Consider the following 20,412-nt stretch of genomic DNA (forward strand, 5'->3'; position numbering starts at 1 on the left):
ATGGATCACAAAGCCGCCCTCGCCGCCCTGCCCGCCGCCCGCAAAGAAGCGTTGCAGGAACGATCCGACCTTCTCGGCCTGCTGCATCTTGCCGGGCATGTCGGGGCCCTGGGCATTTGCGCGCTGCCAATCGTCATGGGCTGGCCCGGCTGGTGGCTGGCGATGCTGCCGCTTGGCGTTTTGATCGTGTTCCTCTTCACCCTCAGCCATGAATGCACCCATTTCACGCCGTTCAGGACGCGATGGTTGAACGATGCCGTGGGCCATGCCACCAGCCTACCTCTGATCCTGCCCTTCATCTGGTTCCGCTATTTCCACCTCGCGCATCACAAGTTCACCAATGACCCAGAGCGTGACCCGGAACTGGAACACGGGCCAAGGCCCGAGTCCTGGCCGCAATTCCTGATCTACCTCAGCGGATGGGGGTATTGGCGCGGCATGGCGGGAACCCTCTGGCGCAATGCCTTTGGAAGGATCGACGCGCCCTACCTGCCCGCCCGCCAGCATGGCGCGATCCGGCGCGAGGCGCGGGTGCTGCTGGTGCTCTATGCCCTGATCGCTCTCAGCCTGTTCTGGTCGCCTCTGGCGCTCTGGCTCTGGATTGTGCCGTCGCTGATCGCGCAGCCCTTCCTGAGGCTCTACCTGCTGGCGGAACATGGCCGCTGCCCGCCGGTGGCCAATATGCTGGAAAACTCGCGCACCACCTATGCGGGTTGGCCGGTGCGCTTCATCGCCTGGAACATGCCCTTCCATGCGGAACATCACAGCTTCCCGAACGTGCCCTTCCACAAGCTGCCGGAACTGAACCGGGACCTCGCGCCGCTCCTGCAAAGCACATCGTCCAGTTACCCGGCCTTTGCCAGGGACTACGCGGAGGGGCTTGGTCCACAGGCGTAGAGGCCGCCTTTGCGAACCTCCCACTTGCGCATCCGAGTAGAGTACGGGAAGCTCGGCGATCCTTGTTCTCAGTCGACCAGCCCCAGCTGCCTCGCGATCGTGGCGCTGTCGTAATAGTCTCGGCCCTCGACGACCATCCCGTTTTCAACCCGCATGACCGAGCAATACCGAACCTCGGCTTTTCTTCCGGTCGGTGGGAAATCCCCAAGGCTTGATCTCAGCACACCTGTGTGAGTGCCGGTATTGCGGAACTCAACAGTCGCCCATTGCCCATCTTCACTGACGATGACGTTCTCGACCTTGCAAAGCCCATCCGGGAAAGCCTCGCGCCAGCGATGGTAATCGGCCTTGTAAGCCTCCTTTCCGGTAAGCTTCTCACCACGGGCAATATCCTCGAAGTTGCAGTCATCAGAAATCACCTCTGCCCCACGATCAGGATCTCGCAGGTCCCACGACTCGTGAAACTGTCGAACAATCATTTCGGTCGGATGCATGGCCTTGGTCCTATTCTTGAATTCTTTGAGTGAGCTATCTGTAAGCCATGGCCCCTTTATTGCAAACTCGCTCCGGCTCATAGCCGTCATCCGGACGGTTTCGCCTGATTCAACGGACCCGTCAGATTTAAGTCTCATCCGTCTCGTCACCTCACCTAAACGCGCGGCCGGCTGATCCGCCCGCCGCCGACCTGTGCCGCGACGCCCGTGGTCATCGGCCCCGAGGTCGACATCTTGCGCGCCACCCGCACGGCGAGGAAGGCGAAGGCCTGTGCTTCCAGCATGTCGCCATCAAGGCCGACCGCTTCGACCGGTTCCACAGGACAGGGCAACGCCTGCGCCAACCCCTGCATCATCGCCGCATTGTGCCGCCCGCCACCACAGACCAGAACGCGGGCTGGCGGCGCCGGGCACAGGGTCATCCCGTCGGCAACGCAGGCCACGGAGACCGCCACCAGCGTCGCAGCCGCATCGGCGTCACTCATGCAAGCGACGCGATCCGACAGATCGGAAAAGTCATTTCGGTCCAACGACTTCGGCGGCATCCTTGACATGAAAGGGCGCGACAGTGCCGCCGCGACGATCCCCTGATCGACCACCCCGGACAGGGCCAGTGCCCCGCCTTCGTCCCGCGCCACACCTCGCCGCGCCCTCAACAGATCATCCAGCGGCGCATTCCCCGGCCCGGTGTCGAAGGCCAGAACCGCGCCCTCCTGCTCCGGGCCGTCAAACCGGGGATCGACCCAGGTTAGGTTGCCCACGCCCCCGAGGTTCAGAAAAACCAGCGGCTCCTCCGCCCCGATCCATTGCGCACAGGCGAAATGGTAATAGGGCGCCAGCGGCGCGCCCTCCCCGCCAAGCTGCACGTCCGAAGACCGGAAATCCCACACCACCGGCAGCCCCAGCACATCGGCCAGCACCTGCCCGTCGCCCGCCTGATGGGTGCCGCGCCCGCGCGGGTCGTGAGCCAGGGTCTGGCCGTGAAAGCCGATCATTTCAGCACCAGAAAGCCGCGACAGCACGGCGGCATGGGCGGTTTCGACCACCTCTGCCGCCGCTTCAACGCCCGCATCCCCTGGCCAGCATCCAAGCGCCGCGCGGATCACCTCACGCTCCTCATCGCGATAGGCGCGGTAGCGGGTTTCGCCGAAGTCGAAGATGCGCCGCCCGTCGGTTTTCAGCAACGCCGCGTCGACCCCGTCCAGAGACGTGCCCGACATTGCACCCGCAACCCATATCGGCCCTTCCATCATCGCGTCCTTCCCGCTATCACGCCGCCATTCCTATCATTGGACGGACGAGACATGACCTACCACCCCAAATCCGACTTCATGCGCGTGATGATCGAGCGCGGCTTTCTGGCCGACTGCACCGATTATCAGGGCCTTGACGAAGCGCTGATAAAGGGCGTGGTGCCGGCCTATATCGGCTTCGACGCAACGGCCAAGTCGCTGCATGTGGGCTCGCTCATCCAGATCATGATGCTGCGCTGGTTGCAGAAGACCGGGCACAAGCCCATTACCCTGATGGGCGGCGGCACGACGAAGGTGGGCGACCCCAGCTTCCGCTCTGATGAACGCCCGCTTCTGAGCCCCGCCCAGATCGACGACAATATCGCCGGGATCAAGCAGGTTTTTGCCCAATACGTCACCTATGGCGACGGGCCGACCGATGCGCTGATGCTGAACAACGACGAATGGCTGGCGAACCTCAACTACCTCGATTTCCTGCGCGATATCGGGCGGCATTTCTCGGTCAACCGGATGCTATCCTTCGAGTCTGTGAAATCGCGGATCGACCGCGAGCAGAGCCTCAGCTTCCTCGAATTCAATTACATGATCCTTCAGGCTTATGACTTTCTGGAACTGAACCGCCGCTATGGCTGCCTGTTGCAGATGGGCGGGTCGGATCAATGGGGCAATATCGTCAACGGCATCGACCTGACGCGCCGGGTGCTGGACCATGAAATCTATGGGCTGACCTCGCCGCTGCTGACCACCTCCGACGGCAAGAAGATGGGCAAGACTGCCGATGGTGCCGTCTGGCTGAATGCCGAAATGCGCAGCCCTTACGAGTTCTGGCAGTTCTGGCGCAACACCACCGATGCGGATGTAGGCCGGTTCCTGAAGCTCTACACCGAATTGCCGGTGGAGGACTGCGACCGGCTTGGCGCGCTGGAAGGCTCCGAGATCAACGAAGCCAAGATCGCGCTGGCCAATGAGGTGACGACGCTGCTGCACGGGGCCGAAGCGGCTGCGGCGGCGGAAGCCACGGCGCGCGAGGTGTTCGAGAAGGGCGGCATGGGCGACGACCTGCCCACCCTGACCCTGACGGCGGCGGATCTTGGCGACGGGTTGCCGGTGGTGCAACTGATCACCCGCTCGGGCCTGACCAAGTCGGGCAAGGAGGCGCGGCGCCTGATCACCGACAATGGCGCGCGGCTCAATGACCAGCTGATCACCGACACAAGCCTGATCGTCACTGCCGCCGAACTCGGCCAGCCGATCAAGCTGTCAGCGGGCAAGAAGCGTCACGCTCTGGTGGTCCTGAAAGGCTGATCGCGAAAGCACTTGCGCCTACGTAACACCGGCCTTCGGGGCGGTGTTACTGACGCAAAAGGGCGTTCTGGGCCTGATCTTCCGCGGCCCAGGCCACCAGCGCATCGCGGATCGCCTCCTGCACCCGCGCGCGCCAATCGGCATCCAGAAGATTCGCCAGATCCTCGGGGTCGGAAATGAACCCGAGCTCGACCAGAACCGACGGGATATCGGCGGCCTTGAGCACCGAAAACCCCGCCTCCAGCCGAGGATGACGGTGCAGGTTCGCACCCGCCCGGTCCAGCCCGGCAACGATGTGATCGGCCAAAGCCGCCGACCTGGGGGCGGTTTCCAGCCTTGCAAGGTCCAGCAGCACACCCGCGACCTCATCATCGCTGCCCGCAAGGTCGACCCCTGCCAGCAGGTCAGCGCGGTCATGGGCCTCGGCCAATGCCTCCGACGCGGCGTCAGAGGCGGTTTCCGACAGGGTGTAAACCGTCGCCCCGCGCGCCCTGCCCTCGGCCAGCGCGTCCGCATGGAGCGAGAGAAAGGCCTGTGCCCCGGCGCTGCGGGCAATGGTCACCCGTTCGGGCAGCGACACGAACCAGTCGCCCTCTCGCGTCAGCACCACGTCAAAGAGCCCGGACCTCAGCAGCACTTCGCGCAGTTCTATGGCGAAGATCAGCATCAGATCCGCCTCGTCCTGACCGCGCCGCTGTGCGCCGGGATCGACCCCGCCATGGCCGGGATCGAGCGCGATCATGATTGGCCCGCCCTCGACGCGGACCGGCAAGGGGCTGTCAGCCACCGGCACCGGGGGCAGGCGGACACCGGGCGGGGTGCGGGCGGCAAGCTCGGTGAACGCGGCCTGCGATACCGGAGAAAGCCGCATTTGCACCTGCGCCGTGCCGTCTGTGTCATCCGTCTGCATCCCGGCCCGGGCGATTTCCATCGGGCCATCGAGCGTCAGCACCATACGCGACCAGCCCGCGTCGCCCCGGCCCATGGCAAGGCCGGTGACATGGCTGGAAGCGTCAAGTTCGGGGCCAAGAGCGGCCCAGTTGACCTCCCGGAAATCCAGCACGACACGGGCGGGGTCATCCAGCACGAAAACCCGGTATGGCACCGCCTGGGTCAGCGCAAGGTCAAGCACAACGTCGCGCCCGTCATCTTCCAAACGGCTGCCTTCGGCAAGAACCCGCGCAAGCGCCCGCAAATCCTGTGCCGCAGCGGGCAGGGAAACCAATAAAAATGACATCAATACAAAGACTAAGCGGATCATCTGCGGCCTGCTGAAGGGGGCTGTTCGGGACAGAATAACAGGTCCCTTCGCCTGCCCCAAGCCACGCAGGACCGCAAGTTTCATGAAATCGCGCGGGACCTGCCATATTCTTCCCGCAAAGCGGCGTCAGGCTTGTCTCATCCTGACCCCAGCACTGTCGAGAACCTCATGAAACCGACACTTCTGCACCATGCCGCCTACCGGATCTACCGGCTGCGCCGTCTGATTTCCCTGTCAGTTCTTGTGGTTGTGGCGGGGGCCTGCCTGTCTCTGGTAGTCTCTCCGGCGGACAACCTGTTCCGGGATCCGCTGAACCTGTTCCTGCTGATGCTGGTCTGGGGGGGGATCGTGTCCAGCGCAGCGGTGGCCTTTCCCGGTGGCTGGATAGACACGCTGACCGCCTCGATCGCCTTTGCGCTGCTGCTGTTGGCAACGCCCTATCTGCAACTTGCCGTTACGGGCGCGTCCGTCGTCGCGGGCGGGATCAGCGACCACATGGCGATCCTGCTGATGTCGCTGGCATGGTTCATGGTCTGGCTGCTGGTGATGGCCGTGCTCGTCTATGCGGGCCAGAACCTGCCAATGGGCAAGCGCACCCACCACACGCGCGTGTTCTGCCCCGCCTCGCCAGACCGGGTGCGCCGGGCGCTGTGCCCGCTGCCCGGCACCTCGGTCGCCGGTCGGGTCTGCGGACCCGAAGAGGCGGACGGGTTCTTCCCGGTTCGCTACGAGGCAGATGCCCCTAGTGGCGAAAGCTTTGCCATCGCGCGGCAGGCCCACAGCTATCGCTATCGCATCCTGCACGAAGACCGCCTGACCCGGCAATCGGAGGCCGTCGTTCGGCTGGAAGGCCGCAAGAGCCGGTCGGAAATCTTCGAAAGACTCGAACCGGTTGAGGGCGGGACGCTATACACCCTTGTCGAGATGCACGACCATTTCAACCTGCTGACCGCCATCGGCTTCTGGATCAACGATTTCGGCGCTGATCACGCGCTGGCCTATCTGGATGCCGCCGAGGGAGTTCCCTCGCTGGCCATCTACAATCAGCGCCAGCGCAGCCCCCTGTCGATCCTGTCGCGCTTGTTCAAGACGACCGGGACGCCATGAAGCCCTGAAGCCGACGGATGCCTTCCTCGATATCCACTGTCGATCGGGCATAGGAAAAGCGCAGGGTCGCGCGCCCCCGGACCGGGTCGAAATCCAGCCCCGGTGTAACAGCCACCCCCGCCTCGCGCAGGATCTCTGCGCAGAAGGCCAGCGAGTCATCCGTGTGTTCTGACACATCCGCATAGACGTAGAAGGCCCCGTCAGCGGGTGCGACCTTGTCGAACCCCGCTTGCGCCAGCCCCTCCAGCATCAGCCGCCGATTGACCGTGTAGATGTCGCGATGCGCATCCAGTTCCGCACGGCCCTCCGGGGACAGCGCGCCAAGCGCGGCCACCTGTGCGGCATGGGGCGGGCAGATGAACATGTTCTGCGCCAGACGTTCGACGATGCGCACGTGATCCTCCGGCACCACCAACCAGCCAAGCCGCCAGCCGGTCATCGAGAAGTACTTGGAGAAGGAATTGACCACATAGAGGTCATCCGAGCATTCCAGCGCGCTGACCGCACGGCCCTCGTATTGCAGCCCGTGGTAGATCTCGTCGGAAATCAGCGCCATACCCCGATCCGCGCAAGCCCCGACCAACGCCCCAAGCGCGGGCTTGTCCAGCATCGTGCCCGAAGGGTTGGCGGGCGAGGCCACGATCAGCCCGGCCATGTCATCGGTCAGATCGCTTGGCACCGGCTGATAGCGATTCTCGGGCGTGGTCTGGAACCCGACCGGTTCCAGGCTCAGCGCCTTGAGGATCTGGCGGTAGCTGGGGTAGCCAGGCTCGCCGAGGCCCACCTTTTCACCCGCGTCGAAAAGCGCCGTGAAGGCAAGGATGAACGCCCCCGAGGCGCCCGCCGTCAGCACCACGCGCGCCGGGTCCAGGTCGACGCCATACCACTCGTCATAAAGCGCCGCGATTCCCGCGCGCAGGTCGGGCCGCCCAAGCGCCACCGTGTAGCCGAGCGGTCCCGCCTCCATCTCGGCGGAAAGACGCGCACGGGCAGCAGCAGGGGCGCCCGACCCCGGCTGGCCCACTTCCATGTGAATAATATGCCGCCCGGCCTCTTCTGCCGCGCGTGCCTGTTCCATCACATCCATCACGATAAAGGGATCAACGCCCGAGCGCCTTGAATATCGCATTGACCTCTCCTTAAGCTGTGCCCGGTTGAAGCAGTCAAAGACAGGAAGGTCAATGTCACTTCTCGCCCGCCTGACGGCGCTTGTCCTGCTCCTGTCCACAGTTGCGGCGCAGGCGCAGACAATCATTCGCGACGCCGAGATCGAACGCGGCTTGCAGGCGCTGGCCGCCCCGATCCTGCGGGCAGCGGGCCTGCCCAGTTCGGTGCGGATCATCGTGGTCGATGACAGTTCTTTGAATGCCTTCGTCGTAGACACCAATCACATCTTCATCCACTCGGGCCTTCTGATGCGGCTGGAAGACCCTGCTCAGGTGCAAGCGGTCATCGCCCATGAGGCCGCCCATATCGCCGGCGGCCATTTCACCCGCCGCGCCGCCAATGTGGGGCATGCCAACACGGTGGCACGGATCGGGCTGCTGCTTGGGGTAGCCGCGGGCGTTGCTTCGGGAGATTCATCTGCCGGGTTCGGGGTTCTGGCTGGGACGGCCTCCTCAGCTCAACGGGTGCTGTTCGCCCATACCCGCGCCGAGGAGGCCAGCGCCGACACGGCAGGCATCCGCTACATGATCTCGGCCGGGATCGATGCCACGGCGATGCTGGACGTTCTGGACATTTTCCGCGGGCAAGAGGCGCTGTCGGTCGGTCGACAGGACCCCTATCTTCTGACCCACCCGCTTACGCGGGAACGCCTGCGTTCCGTCAGGGCGCTTGTGGCCGGGCTGGACGCCGTCGACCCCGACAACAGCACCCTGTATTGGTATCAACGGATGCAGGGCAAACTGACCGCCTTCCTGCGCGCGCCAAGCTGGACCCTGCGCCGTGTGGGGCGCAATGACACCTCCGAGATCGCCCGCCTGCGCCGGGCCATCGCCTATCACCGCCAGCCCGATACCGACCGGGCGATGACCGAGGTGGATGCGCTGGTCGCCATGCGCCCCGATGACGCCTACTACCACGAGCTTCGGGGCCAGATCCTGTATGAATCGCGGCTCTATGCCCATGCGGTCAGCGCCTATGCCCGCGCGGTGGAACTGGCCCCGCGCGAACCACTGATCCTTGCCGGATATGGCCGGGCGCTGCTGGCCGCCGATACCGCATCTGGCAACCGTCAGGCGCTGGAGGTGCTGAACCGCGCCCGCGCCCGCGACCCGTTCAACCCGCGCCTCCTGCGCGACCTTGGCCTTGCCCATGCTCGTCTTGGACAGAACGGCATGGCCTCGGTCGCCACTGCCGAACGCTATGCCCTTCAGGGACGTTTCGAAGATGCCCTGATCCACGCCAACCGCGCCTCGGGCCTTCTGCCGCAGGGCAGCCCGGGGTTTCTGCGCGCACAGGATGTGCTAGGTGTTGCCCAAACCGTCTTGAACCGGAGATAGACATGAAGAGATTTGCCCCCGCCGCGCTTGCCTTTGCAGCGGCGCTTACCGCCGCACCGCTGGCCGCTGACGGAATCGCCGATATGAGCGATGCCGAGCGCGCCACCTTCCGCGCCGAGATCCGCGATTACCTGCTGGAAAACCCCGAGGTACTGCTGGAAGCCATCGCCGTTCTGGAAGAACGCCAGGCACAGGCCGAAACCGTGCAGGATCAGGCCATGGTGCTGGCCAATGCCGAGGCCATCTTTGAAAGCGAGTTCGACTGGGAAGGTGGCAACCCCGATGGCGATATCGTGCTGGTCGAGTTCATGGACTACCGCTGCGGTTATTGCCGCCGGGCACAGCCCGATGTGGAGCGGCTGATCTCTTCGGACGGCAATATCCGCTACATCGTCAAGGAATTCCCCATTCTCGGAGACGAATCCGTGATGGCCTCGCGCTTCGCCATCTCGACCCACCAGAATATCGGCGACGATGCCTATGAACTGGTGCATGTGGCGCTGATGCAGATGCGCGGGGACGTCACTGAAGACAGCCTGCGCCGTCTGGCCGAAGGGCTGGACCTCGACGCCGATGTGATCCTTGCAGGCATGAACGCGCCGGAAGTGGATCAGGTGATCGCTGCGAACCATGCGCTGGCCGGGGTTCTTCAGATCTCGGGCACGCCGACATTCGTGATGAACGACCAACTGCTGCGCGGCTACCTGCCCTATGAGGGCATGGCGGCACTGGCGGCGGAAATCCGGTCGCAGACCAACTAGGCTCTTCGCAGCCGGACCAAAAAAGCCCCGGATCATCTCCGGGGCTTTTTCTTTTGATATCAGACAGCAGGGCTTAGCCCATCGACCACCAGCCGCGTTTCTTCGGGCGGTTGTCGGCAGGGGCGTCCTCCACCAGGGCCGCGGCAGGTTCCGGCTCCGGCACAGGGGCCGCATCGACGGTCTGCTCCGCTTGGGCAGGTTCGGACTCTGCCTCTGCTGCAGTTTCCTCAGCCGGGATGGCGTCAGACTCTTCAGAGGCAGCAGACGTTTCTGCCGAAGCGGCTTCGGGCTCTGGCGAAGCACTTGGTTCCGCGACGGGAGTGGTCTCGGCAGGCTCCGGCTCTACCGGGGTCGGTTCCTCCGCAGCGGCTGTCTCCGGCTGTGCCGGGGCCTCGTCCGCCGACTCCTGCACCGCCGGGGTTTCTGCGTCCGCAGTCACGGTCTCTGTCGCTGCCGGGGTTTCTTCCGCAGCCGCTTGTGCAGGATCCGCTTCAGCGACAGGGGCCTCCGCTTCAGCCGGTTCTTCGACCTTCTTCTTGCGACGGGTCCGCGGCTTGCGCTTGGGCTTTTCCTCTGCCTCTGGGGTAGTCTCAGCCGCAGGCGCATCGGAGGTTGTTTCCGTTGCAGCGTCTGCCGATTGCTCCGCTACCGGCGCTTCTTCGGTCTTGGCCGCGCCGGTATCAGACCCGGCCTGCTGTGCATCGCCGTTATCCCCGTTCTCGCCATTCTCCCCGTTTTCACCGTTTTCGCCGTTCTCCGACTTGCGGCGACCACGCCCGCCCCTACGGCGGCGGCGCTTCTTCTTCGGCTGCTCATCGGTCGCTTCGGACACCTCCGGCGCGCTCTCGGCGGCTTCCTCGGCCTCGGCTTCCTCGACAATGCTGTCCATCAGCGCGCTGTCCATCGAGATCACCGGCGTCACCGCCGCCACACGGCGGGTCGCGGTCTTGAACTTCTCGATCTTGAAATCGGGCGAAACCAGCATCGGATCGGCCTCGATCCGGATCGACATGCCATATCGCGCCTCGATCTCGGCAAGGTATTCGCGCTTGGCGTTCATGATGAAGTTCACGATGCCCACCGGCGCGGTGACCAGAACCTCGCGGCTGCGGCGGCGGGTGCCTTCCTCTTCCAGCTGGCGCAGGATCGACAGCGCAAGGCTGTCATCCGACCGCACAAGCCCGGTGCCATGGCAGGCGTGGCAAGGCTGCGTCGTCGCCTCCAGCATGCCGGGGCGCAGGCGCTGGCGCGACATTTCCATCAGACCAAAGCCCGAGATACGACCCACCTGGATGCGCGCCCGGTCGGTCTTGAGCTTGTCCTTCAGACGCTTTTCCACGGCGGCATTGTTGCGCCGTTCGTCCATGTCGATGAAGTCGATCACGATCAGACCGGCGAGGTCACGCAGGCGCAATTGGCGGGCGACCTCTTCGGCGGCCTCAAGGTTGGTCTTGGTCGCGGTTTCCTCGATCGAGCCTTCCTTGGTGGCGCGGCCGGAGTTCACGTCGATGGCCACCAGCGCCTCGGTCACGCCGATGACGATGTAGCCGCCCGAGCGCAGCTGCACCACCGGGTTGAACATGTCAGCCAGATAGCCCTCGACCTGGAAGCGGGCAAAGAGCGGCATCGGCTCGTTGTAATGCTTCACGTTCTTGGCGTGGGACGGCATGATCATCTTCATGAAGTCCTTGGCATGGCGGTAGCCACGCTCGCCCTCGACCAGAACCTCGTCGATATCGCGGTTATAGAGATCGCGGATCGAGCGGTGGATCAGGTCACCTTCCTGATAGATCGGCGCAGGCGCCGTGGATCGCAGGGTCAGGTCGCGGATCTGTTCCCACTGGCGTTGCAGGTATTCATAATCGCGCTTGATCTCGGATTTGGTGCGCTTGGCCCCGGCGGTCCGCACGATCAGCCCGGCACCTTGCGGCACATCGAGCGAAACCGCGATTTCCTTGAGCTTCTTGCGGTCCACCGCGTTGGTGATCTTGCGGGAAATACCGCCGCCACGGGCGGTGTTGGGCATCAGAACGCAGTAGCGACCGGCCAGCGACAGATAGGTGGTCAGCGCGGCGCCCTTGTTGCCGCGTTCTTCCTTGACGACCTGCACCAGCAGGATCTGGCGCACCTTGACCACTTCCTGAATCTTGTAGCGGCGCGGGCGCGGCTTGCGCACCGGGCGAATGTCTTCCTGATCGTCATCGTCGGCGACGGTCGAGATATTGGGGTCGACCTCGGCCGCATCGGCGATGGTGTCATCGCCCGCATCCTCTTCATCATCCGCGTCATCCGCATCCGATACGTCTTCCACCTCGTCCTCGGACGCAGCGTCGTCAGACCGGTCGTCAGCTTGCGGCGCGTCGACAGCCGGGGCTTCCTCCTCGGCAATGGGCGCGCCGGCGTCATCCGCGGCGCCGTCCGGTGACGCCGCTTCCGCTGCCGCGTCGTTGCCCTCGGCTTCATCCATGCCCGATGCCAAAAGCGTCGAGTCCTCGTCTTCCGGCGTCAGGTCGACGACATCCATACCAGCGGGGGAATTGCGCTTGCCGCCTTCAACCTCGCCAGAGATCACCGCATCGCTGCGGCTGTCTGCGGCCTGGGCCTCGGACCCGTTCGACGGCTTGCGACGGCGGCGGCGAGAGCGCTTTGGCTTGTTTTCTGCATCCGCCTCGGCCTCGGCCTGGGCGCGGGCATATTCCTGTTCCTCGGCGAGCAGCGCTTCGCGATCGGCGGTCGGGATCTGGTAGTAATCAGGGTGAATTTCCGAAAAGGCGAGGAAGCCATGGCGGTTGCCGCCGTAATCCACAAAAGCGGCCTGCAACGAGGGTTCGACCCGCGTGACCTTTGCCAGATATATGTTTCCTGCCAGTTGCCGCTTGTTCAGCGACTCGAAATCGAATTCCTCGACCTTGTTTCCGTCAGCCACGACGACGCGGGTTTCTTCCGCGTGCGTGGCGTCGATAAGCATCTTCTTTGCCATGTGTTCCTTGCACATGAACCCCGAATAGACGCACCAGGCGGCGCGCTTTCCGTGAATTCAAGCTGTCCTGAAAGGGCGACGGCGGCGGCGCACCCGGACGGGGCGCGGGCATCTGCCCTGCCTTGCCGTCCCTCAACTCTGCGCACGCGTTGCATCGCGGTTTATCTCCGATGGCGGGTCTGCGCCTGCCATCCGTTCTGTCGCCCGAAACCCGGGCAATTCCTGTAACAGGGCCATCCCGGCCCCGGTGATCTTCGCGAAAACCGCGCCGCTTTTCCGCGCGCCGGAGATCGGTCAGAGAAACTTTTCGCAAGGCCCCGAAATTGAGAGCCTGCATTTGTGACATTAAGGGCACTTCCAGGGGGATTACAATGGCAATTCGTCACCTGACGGTTGCACAACACGCGTCATTTGTGGGTGGAGCCGCGGCGATCCCCTTTTCTCCTTGGGCCAAATACTCCCGCCGGAGGCATCGACCGGCCCACACCGAACCGGCCGCCGCGATCGCGCATGACCTCCCCAACGGGCACCCAAGTGCGGCGCGCCCGTCTGCGGGCAGGGACTAGAGGTAGTCCGACCGGCTCAACCCGTATTTGGCCATCTTCTCGTTCAGGGTTCGGCGCGGCAGGCAGAGCTCTTCCATGACGCTGGCGATGGATCCGCGATGGCGGCGCATGGTGTTGTCAATGAGCATCCGCTCGAAGGCTTCCACATATTCCTTCAGCGGCTTGCCCTCGCTGCTCATCTGCGCCCCGGTTTCCTCGCCTTCGCTCATCAGAAGCGAGGCGATGGAGCCGGAGCCACGCCGTTGCTGAAGGATCGCGCGTTCCGAGATGTTGATCAACTGGCGCACATTGCCCGGCCAGGGTGCCTGCAGAAGCTGCGCTGCTTCCTGGGCAGTGACCTGCGGCGCGTCTGTGCCATATTCCTCGGCAAACTGCTCTCCGAACCGGTTGAACAGCGTCAGGATATCCTCGCCGCGTGCCCGAAGCGGCGGCAGGTCGATGCGCATGGCGGCCAGGCGGTAGAAAAGATCCGGGCGCAGCGCCTGTTCGCAGCCGGTATCGGGATCGGGCGCATTGCAGATCGCCACTACCCGCGTCTCGGCGGGCGTGCCCATATCCTCGATGGTCTTCAGAAGCCGCGCCTGCAGCGCCTGCGGCAGCGCCTCGACCCCTTCCAGCAGCAACGACCCCCCGCGGGCCTGTTCGATAAGCGGCAGGTCCTGTCCCTCGCCCACGGGGCCGAACAGCATCGCGCCAAGCGCAACCTCGTCATGGGCGGCACAAGCGACGGACACCAGCGGCTTGCCTGCGCGTGGCCCGACTGCATGCAGCGCATGGGCGACCAGCGTCTTGCCGGTGCCGGTTTCGCCGGTGATCAGCACATGGCCGTCGGCCTGGCCCAGATCGAGGATATCCTCGCGCAGCCGTTCCATGACGGGCGACGAGCCGATCAGCTTGCGCATCAGCACGGTGCCATCCGACAGTTCCTTGCGCAGCGCCCGGTTGTCCAGCGTCAGGCGGCGCGTCTGCCCTGCCCGCTTGGCCAGTTCCGTCATGCGGTCCGGGTTGAACGGCTTTTCAAGGAAGTCATAGGCCCCGAGCCGCATCGCCTCCACCGCCATGGGCACGTCGCCATGACCGGTGATCATGATCACAGGCAGGCTGCTATCCATGCCCATCAGGCGCTTGAGGAAAGCCATGCCATCCATGCCCGGCATCTTGATGTCGGTTACCACCACGCCGGAGTAATCCGGGCCGATATTTTTCAGCGCCTCTTCGGCGCTGCCATAGGTCTCGGTCTGAAAGCCCGACAGCGCCAGCCATTGGCTAATCGACTGGCGCATGTCCTGTTCGTCATCGACGATTGCAATCCGCATGGCTCTTCCTCTGTTTCACTCATTCGGCGGCGGCGCTGCCCCGATCGGCCCGTGGCAGGCGCACCTCGAAGACGGCGCCGCCCTGGTCCCCGTTGCGCGCGGTCAGCCGCCCGCCGAGATCCTTGACGATGCCCGATGAAATGGCGAGCCCGAGGCCCACCCCGTCGCCGGGTTTCTTTGTCGTGTAGAATGGCTCGAACAAAGCGTCGAGATCGTCAATCCCCCGCCCGTTGTCGCGCACGGTCAGCACCACCTCATCACCCTCGGCAATAATCAGGTCCAGCTCGCGCAGATCCTCGCCCTTCATCGCGTCGAGCGCGTTGCGCAGCAGGTTGATGATCACCTGTTCCAGCCGCAGCCGGTCGGCCATGACCAGAACCGGCTGGCGCGGGATGCTCTGCGTGATCTCCACCGTCATCTGCCGCAGTTGCGGTTCCATCATGGTCAGGGCCGAGCTGAGCGCCTCGCGCATATCGACCTCCTGAAACGCCTCTCCGCCCTTTCTGGCATAGGATTTCAGCTGTCGCGTGATGGCCCCCATCCGGTCGATCAGATCGTCGATCCGCTGGAAGGAGGACAGCGCCTCTTCGCTGCGCCGCCGCTGCAACAGCAGCTTGGCCCCGGCGAGGTAGGTCTTCATCGCCGCAAGCGGCTGGTTCAACTCGTGACTGACGGCGGCCGACATCTCACCTAGGGCCGCCAGTTTGGAGCTTTGGGCAAGGCTTTGTTCCGCCTCTTCGAGGGTCTTTTCGACCTTCTGACGTTCGGCGATTTCCCGCTGTAGCCTGTCGTTCAACCGGCGAAGCTCCGCCGATTCCCGTTGAAAGACAACCGATTGCAGCCGGGCCCGTCGGCTCAGCAAATAGAAGGCAGCCGCCAGAAACAGCGCGAATCCCATGATCTCGAGCGCAAGAACGCCGTTCACCCTCTCGCGCACGGAATCATAGGCGGTGAACGAGACCAGCATCCAGCCCCGGAATGGAATCCGCGATTCCAGCCGCAGAGTGGACGAGCCGCCGAAATAGGGGCCGGGATTGGCGAAGGCCCAATCGCCCGCCGCCTCGATGGCGCGTTCAATGGCGCTGTCGGGCGATTGCACCGCGACGGCATCCGCCTCGTTCCGGCCCCGCCACCGCGGCTCGGTCGACAGGATGATCCTGCCTTCGGAATTGGCCACGAACACCGCCTCGGACGTGCCCCGCCACCGGTCCGCCAGACGCCCCAGATCGACCCGCACGAGGATCACCCCAAGCAGCAGCGAGTCATCCTCGACCCTGCGCGAGAAGGTGAAGTTGAAGGCCCCGGTGTCCAGCTCCGTGGTGGTGAACACCGTGTCATTCGACCGCTGCGCTTCAACAAAATAAGCCTGATTGGCGTGCTGTTCCCCGATCTGGTGCCGGTCCGTTGCCGCCACCACGCGCCCGTCTCGGTCCAGCAGTTCGATAGAGGCCGCACCGATTTCCTCCCGATAGGAGATCAGCCGCTGCGAGGTTGTGGAGTATTCCCCCACCGATAACGCGCGCACCAGAGTCGGGTCGCGCGACAGCAAGAGCGGCACGACGGAATTGCGTTGAAGCTCGGATATGATTGACCCGGAATAAAGCGCCAGCCGCAGTTCCGCCCGGTTGCGGGTGGTCTCGGTAAAGCGGTCGGTCAGCCAGATGTTGGACACCCAGACCACGACCCCGGCAACCGCCAGGAACACGACCAGCAAACCGCGCAAAATCCATGCACGGCGCCCTGCCGATCCTCGCAGGGCCACATCAGAACGCGTGGGCCTGTTCATGAAACAATTCTAGGGGTTTGGCGGCAGCGCCTCAAGCCCGTCAGGCCGCGACAAGCGCCTGCGTCAGCCCGGTGAACATCGCCCATCCGTCGGTGCCGCCATGGGTTGCGTCGATCACCCGTTCCGGATGCGGCATCATGCCAAGCACCCGGCGGTTTTCCGACAGCACCCCGGCGATATCGTCAGTCGCGCCATTGGGGTTGCCCACATAGCGGAAGGCCACCCGGTCCTCGGACTTCAACGCGTCCAGCCCCTCGGCATCAATCACGTAATTGCCATCATGATGGGCCAGCGGAATGTCGATCTGCTGACCCTTGGCGTATCCTTGGGTAAAGACACTGTCCGCGGTCTCGACTGACAGGGTCTGCATCCGGCAGATAAACTTGAGACCTGCGTTACGCATCAGTGCGCCGGGCAGCAGGCCGGTTTCACACAGCACCTGAAACCCGTTGCAGATGCCAAGCGCATAGCCCCCCCGTTCCACATGGGCCGCCACCCCCTTCATCACCGGGGACTGGCCCGCGATGGCCCCGCAACGCAGGTAGTCGCCGAAGGAAAACCCGCCGGGGATGCCCACGATATCGACGCCCTCGGGCAGGCCCTGATCCTTGTGCCAGACCATATCGACCTGGAACCCCGCCTTACGAAAGGCTACGGCCAGATCACGGTCGCAATTGGAACCGGGGAAGACGATGACGGCAGCTTTCATGGGGGGCACCTTTCCTTGGGTGACGAGCTTGGCCAGCCCCATAGCGCAAATGCAACCGGGGGCAAAGGGGCCTAGCGGGTGAAATCGGTGATCACGGCGACGCCCGGCGGGGTTGGTCCGTCGAAGGCCGCCAGTTCGGCGCTGGCATCCGACAGGGCCACGCGGCGGGCAATCATCGGGGTCAGGTCCAGCGTTCCGCCCTCGATCAGCGACAGAAGCGAAGGGTAGCGCCACGACGGCATGCCGCGCGTGCCGTAGATGGCAAGCTGGCCGGAATAGACCGCATCCCAGGGCAGAGTCATGTTGACGTGGTCCCCGGCGGGCATGCCCACCTGCACCATACGACCCAGTTTTCGCAAGCATTTCATGGCGTTGATGGTGGTAACCTCGAAGCCGAGCGCTTCCACCGCCAGATCGGCCCCGCCATTGGTGATCTCGCGCATCTCTCCCACCGGGTCTGCGTTGCTGGCATTCACAACCGCGTCGATCCCGAGCGTCAGCGCATGGTCCAGTTTCTCCTGCACCACATCGGCCATCACGACGCGCGCCCCAAGCGCCTTGCCGATCAGTGCCGCTGCCAGACCAATGCCGCCCGCCCCCCAGACGGCCAGCCATTCACCGGGACGCAGTGCCGCACGGCCCGTCAGCGCGTGCCAGGCGGTTGTCACGCGGCAGCCAAGGGCGGCGGCAAGGGCGGGGTCCATGCCCTCGGGCAAACGGGTCAGATTGGCGTCGGCGCGCGGCACCGCGATACGTTCGGCAAAGGCGCCAGGTGCGGTGAAGCCGGGAACGATCTGCGTGGCGCAGACGGTCTGGTGACCGGCGCTGCAATCGGGGCATTGGCCACAGGCGAGGATAAAGGGCGCAATCACCCGGTCGCCCGCGCACCACTGGGTCACGTCCCGCCCCACAGCCCGGACCACGCCGCAGAACTCATGCCCCGGAATGATCGGCAAATCGGCGTCGGGATCGGACCCGGTCCACAGATGCCAGTCCGACCGGAAGATGCCGCAGGCCAGCACATCCAGAACCACCCCATCGGACGGACAGTCGGGATCGGGCAGATCGGTGATCTGCAACTCCGCACGGGGGCCAGTCAGCAGCGCCGCCCGCATCGGGTCAGCCCATGGAAATCGAGTAGCTCTCGATCACCGTATTGGCGAGCAGCTTCTCGCACATCGCCTTGACCGTCTCCTCGGAGGTGCCATCGGCCAGATCGAGCTCGATCACCTTGCCCTGACGGACCCCCTCGACGCCATCGAAGCCCAGGGCCCCAAGCGCATGGCGCACGGCCTCGCCCTGCGGGTCCAGAACGCCCTGTTTCAGCATCACGGTCACGGTTGCGCGCATCGCCCCTGCCCTTTTCTTCTTGGTCCAAATACTCAATCTGCGCGCGCTACCCGCGTGCGCAGACGTTCAGTTCACCAGTGTCGGCTTGCCGCCGAAACCGGAATTCGTGGGCATCACGCCCAGGCGGCGGGCCACCTCTGTATAGGCGTCGGTCAGGTTGCCCAGATCGCGGCGGAACACGTCCTTGTCCAGCTTCTGGCCGGTCTCGATGTCCCACAGGCGGCAGCTGTCGGGGCTGATTTCATCGGCCACGATCAGGCGCATGAAATCACCGTCCCAGACTCGGCCGATCTCGATCTTGAAATCCACCAGCCGAATGCCCACGCCCATCATCATGCCGGACATGAAATCGTTCACCCTGAGCGCCAGCGCCACGATATCATCAAGGTCCTGCTGCGAGGCCCAACCGAAGGCGATGATGTATTCCTCGGGCACCAGCGGGTCGCCCAGATCGTCGTTCTTATAGGAAAACTCGATGATCGGCCGGGGCAGCTGCGTGCCTTCCTCCAGCCCGAGCCGCTTGGCCATGGACCCTGCGGCGAAGTTCCGCACGATCACTTCCAGCGGAATGATCTCGACCGCGCGGATCAGCTGTTCGCGCATGTTGATCCGGCGGATGAAATGGGTGGGCACACCGATATTGTTCAGCCCGGTCATGAAGAATTCCGACAGTCGGTTGTTCAGCACGCCCTTGCCTTCGATGGTCGCCTTCTTCTCGGCGTTGAAGGCGGTCGCATCATCCTTGAAATACTGCACGAGCGTGCCCGGTTCCGGGCCTTCATACAGGATTTTCGCCTTGCCTTCGTAGACCTTCTTGCGCCGTGCCATGTGCCTGTGTTCTCCGAATCCATCACGCGGCGCCGGGGCACCGTTTGAGGGGCGTATACGCCCAAGAACAACGAAAGGGAAGCGGCGCTTACTGGGCGCTCAACCCCCAGAAGCCGAGCCGTCCGGTTCCAACGGCGATGATCCCGGCACGGTCATGGAACGGGCGATGCGACAGGTCGTAATTCCGGAAATGCTGATCGTTGAGATACATCCGCGCCTGCGTGCCGGAAATCCGCACTTCCAGCACATCCGACCCGTCGCCACGACCCACCGGGTCATCCGCGTCGCCATAGATCACGTCCATCTCCTCGACATCGCGGTTGATCGCCATCAACTGGTTATCGGCTGTCAGCAGGAAGGCGATATAGGTGCTGTGCTCATCCCCGAAATCATAGAGCAGGCCGGTGGCAGCCACGCCCTCACCGTCATCGTTCCGGGCATAGACATTGGCCCGCAGGGTCAGGGTGCCATCGGCATTCAGCAGCGGCATTTCATAATAGCGGATTGCCGTCGGCTGCGTCGTGTTTTGCAGAACGAACCAGCCCTCCTGTTCATATCCGGTCCAGGTGGCATCCTGAAACGGCCCAAGGCCGAGCGGCTGAAGGTATTCGCCAAGGACAGGTTCCACCGTTTCCTGGGCAAGAATGGGCGTTGTCGATAGCAGGATTGCGGTCGAAAGGGCGGCAAAGGCGGTTCTGAACATGCGATATGCTCCTGGCTGATCATTTGTGAAATCGGGTCGTTCAATAGGTCCACTATGTGGCAGTTGGCCCGATTCGGTCCAGAATTCCCGGTAAATCCTGCTGACAGCGTCCTCCAGCCGCACAATCCACCCTTGTGCGACCCGCCCGGACCGGCCTATTTGAACAGCGACGAATGCATCTGAGTCAGGAGAGCCCAAGATGACCACCTTCGATGACCGCGAATCCGCGTTCGAGAACAAGTTCGCACATGACGCCGAAATGGTGTTCCGCGCCGAAGCCCGCCGCAACAAGCTGGTTGGACTCTGGGCTGCCGAACTGCTCGGCAAGACCGGGTCCGACGCCGATGCCTATGCGATCGAGGTCGTGAAATCGGATTTCGAAGAAGCCGGGCACGAGGATGTAGTGCGCAAGGTGGCCGCCGATCTGGACGGCAAGGCCAGTGCCGACGAAATCCGCGCCAAGATGGCCGAGCTGCTGATCGTGGCCAAGGGCCAGCTGATCAACGAAGCCTGATCGCACACGCCAAGACAACAAAGGACCGTCCGCGCGTGTTGCGGGCGGTCCTTTCTGTTTGAACGAAAGGCAATTCAT

18 protein-coding genes are annotated in these 20,412 nt (G+C 63.9%); 6 read left to right on the forward strand and 12 right to left on the reverse strand.

The genetic code is table 11. The features are described 5' to 3' along the window. Positions 1-897, forward strand: a complete 897-nt coding sequence (locus ACOOEX_RS11000; protein ID WP_420394880.1) for a fatty acid desaturase — start codon at positions 1-3, stop codon at positions 895-897. A 68-nt stretch (positions 898-965) separates the two neighbouring features. Here ACOOEX_RS11000 and ACOOEX_RS11005 read toward each other — a convergent pair whose 3' ends face one another. Then, entirely contained in the window at positions 966-1,391 is a 426-nt protein-coding gene (locus tag ACOOEX_RS11005; RefSeq protein ID WP_420394881.1) for an ester cyclase, read from the reverse strand. A 155-nt stretch (positions 1,392-1,546) separates the two neighbouring features. Then, positions 1,547-2,644 (reverse strand): anhydro-N-acetylmuramic acid kinase, encoded by a 1,098-nt coding sequence (locus tag ACOOEX_RS11010; RefSeq protein WP_420394882.1) that lies wholly within the window; start codon positions 2,642-2,644, stop codon positions 1,547-1,549. A gap of 51 nt (positions 2,645-2,695) precedes the next feature. Between ACOOEX_RS11010 and tyrS the strand changes: the two genes are divergently transcribed. Then, on the forward strand, positions 2,696-3,949 hold the full coding sequence (gene tyrS / locus ACOOEX_RS11015; RefSeq protein WP_420394883.1) for a tyrosine--tRNA ligase: 1,254 nt from the start codon (positions 2,696-2,698) through the stop codon (positions 3,947-3,949). Positions 3,950-3,995: 46 nt separating this feature from the next. Here the strand turns inward: tyrS and ACOOEX_RS11020 are convergent, their stop codons facing one another. Beyond that, positions 3,996-5,210: an N-acetylmuramoyl-L-alanine amidase gene (locus ACOOEX_RS11020; RefSeq protein WP_420394884.1), complete on the reverse strand. Its 1,215-nt coding sequence runs from the start codon at positions 5,208-5,210 to the stop codon at positions 3,996-3,998. Positions 5,211-5,378: 168 nt separating this feature from the next. Here ACOOEX_RS11020 and ACOOEX_RS11025 point away from each other — a divergent pair, with 168 nt between their 5' ends. Beyond that, positions 5,379-6,317 carry a hypothetical protein gene (locus tag ACOOEX_RS11025; protein WP_071691613.1) on the forward strand — a complete coding sequence of 313 codons (939 nt, stop codon included), beginning with the start codon at positions 5,379-5,381 and terminating at the stop codon, positions 6,315-6,317. Here the strand turns inward: ACOOEX_RS11025 and ACOOEX_RS11030 are convergent. Beyond that, a complete protein-coding gene (locus ACOOEX_RS11030) occupies positions 6,295-7,446 on the reverse strand; it encodes a pyridoxal phosphate-dependent aminotransferase (RefSeq protein ID WP_420394885.1) in 1,152 nt (383 codons plus the stop codon). The genes ACOOEX_RS11025 and ACOOEX_RS11030 overlap by 23 nt on opposite strands. Positions 7,447-7,498: 52 nt before the next feature. Here ACOOEX_RS11030 and ACOOEX_RS11035 point away from each other — a divergent pair, with 52 nt between their 5' ends. Together ACOOEX_RS11035 and ACOOEX_RS11040 are read left to right on the forward strand one after the other, a co-directional pair. Beyond that, complete coding sequence (locus ACOOEX_RS11035; protein ID WP_420394886.1) at positions 7,499-8,821, forward strand: M48 family metalloprotease; 1,323 nt, start codon at positions 7,499-7,501, stop codon at positions 8,819-8,821. Positions 8,822-8,823: 2 nt separating this feature from the next. Further along, the gene (locus ACOOEX_RS11040; protein WP_420394887.1) at positions 8,824-9,582 is read left to right on the forward strand and encodes a DsbA family protein; all 759 of its coding nucleotides are present in this window, start codon (positions 8,824-8,826) and stop codon (positions 9,580-9,582) included. 73 nt (positions 9,583-9,655) lie between these two features. On the opposite strand, the gene ACOOEX_RS11045 is transcribed toward ACOOEX_RS11040, so the two are convergent. The 8 genes from ACOOEX_RS11045 to ACOOEX_RS11080 all read right to left on the reverse strand — a co-directional run bounded on the left by ACOOEX_RS11045 (position 9,656) and on the right by ACOOEX_RS11080 (position 19,820). Continuing rightward, complete coding sequence (locus ACOOEX_RS11045) at positions 9,656-12,562, reverse strand: Rne/Rng family ribonuclease (RefSeq protein ID WP_420394888.1); 2,907 nt, start codon at positions 12,560-12,562, stop codon at positions 9,656-9,658. 562 nt (positions 12,563-13,124) lie between these two features. Beyond that, on the reverse strand, positions 13,125-14,444 hold the full coding sequence (locus ACOOEX_RS11050) for a sigma-54-dependent transcriptional regulator (RefSeq protein WP_420394889.1): 1,320 nt from the start codon (positions 14,442-14,444) through the stop codon (positions 13,125-13,127). Positions 14,445-14,463: 19 nt separating this feature from the next. Further along, complete coding sequence (locus ACOOEX_RS11055) at positions 14,464-16,230, reverse strand: sensor histidine kinase (RefSeq protein WP_420394890.1); 1,767 nt, start codon at positions 16,228-16,230, stop codon at positions 14,464-14,466. A 40-nt stretch (positions 16,231-16,270) separates the two neighbouring features. Next, on the reverse strand, positions 16,271-16,939 hold the full coding sequence (purQ, locus tag ACOOEX_RS11060; protein WP_420394891.1) for a phosphoribosylformylglycinamidine synthase subunit PurQ: 669 nt from the start codon (positions 16,937-16,939) through the stop codon (positions 16,271-16,273). 71 nt (positions 16,940-17,010) lie between these two features. Further along, positions 17,011-18,054 carry a zinc-binding dehydrogenase gene (locus tag ACOOEX_RS11065; protein ID WP_420394892.1) on the reverse strand — a complete coding sequence of 348 codons (1,044 nt, stop codon included), beginning with the start codon at positions 18,052-18,054 and terminating at the stop codon, positions 17,011-17,013. A gap of 4 nt (positions 18,055-18,058) precedes the next feature. Then, the gene (gene purS / locus ACOOEX_RS11070; RefSeq protein WP_071691622.1) at positions 18,059-18,289 is read right to left on the reverse strand and encodes a phosphoribosylformylglycinamidine synthase subunit PurS; all 231 of its coding nucleotides are present in this window, start codon (positions 18,287-18,289) and stop codon (positions 18,059-18,061) included. Between the two features lie 66 nt (positions 18,290-18,355). Then, a complete protein-coding gene (gene purC / locus ACOOEX_RS11075) occupies positions 18,356-19,117 on the reverse strand; it encodes a phosphoribosylaminoimidazolesuccinocarboxamide synthase (RefSeq protein ID WP_420394893.1) in 762 nt (253 codons plus the stop codon). An 88-nt stretch (positions 19,118-19,205) separates the two neighbouring features. Beyond that, complete coding sequence (locus tag ACOOEX_RS11080) at positions 19,206-19,820, reverse strand: hypothetical protein (RefSeq protein WP_420394894.1); 615 nt, start codon at positions 19,818-19,820, stop codon at positions 19,206-19,208. A gap of 199 nt (positions 19,821-20,019) precedes the next feature. On the opposite strand from ACOOEX_RS11080, the gene ACOOEX_RS11085 reads away from it, so the two are divergent. Next, positions 20,020-20,334, forward strand: coding sequence for a DUF1476 domain-containing protein (locus tag ACOOEX_RS11085; RefSeq protein WP_071691625.1), 315 nt, complete (start codon positions 20,020-20,022; stop codon positions 20,332-20,334). Positions 20,335-20,412 lie beyond the last annotated feature (78 nt).

This window comes from Nioella sp. (assembly GCF_965215655.1).
In the GTDB taxonomy this organism is placed as follows: Bacteria; Pseudomonadota; Alphaproteobacteria; order Rhodobacterales; family Rhodobacteraceae; genus Nioella.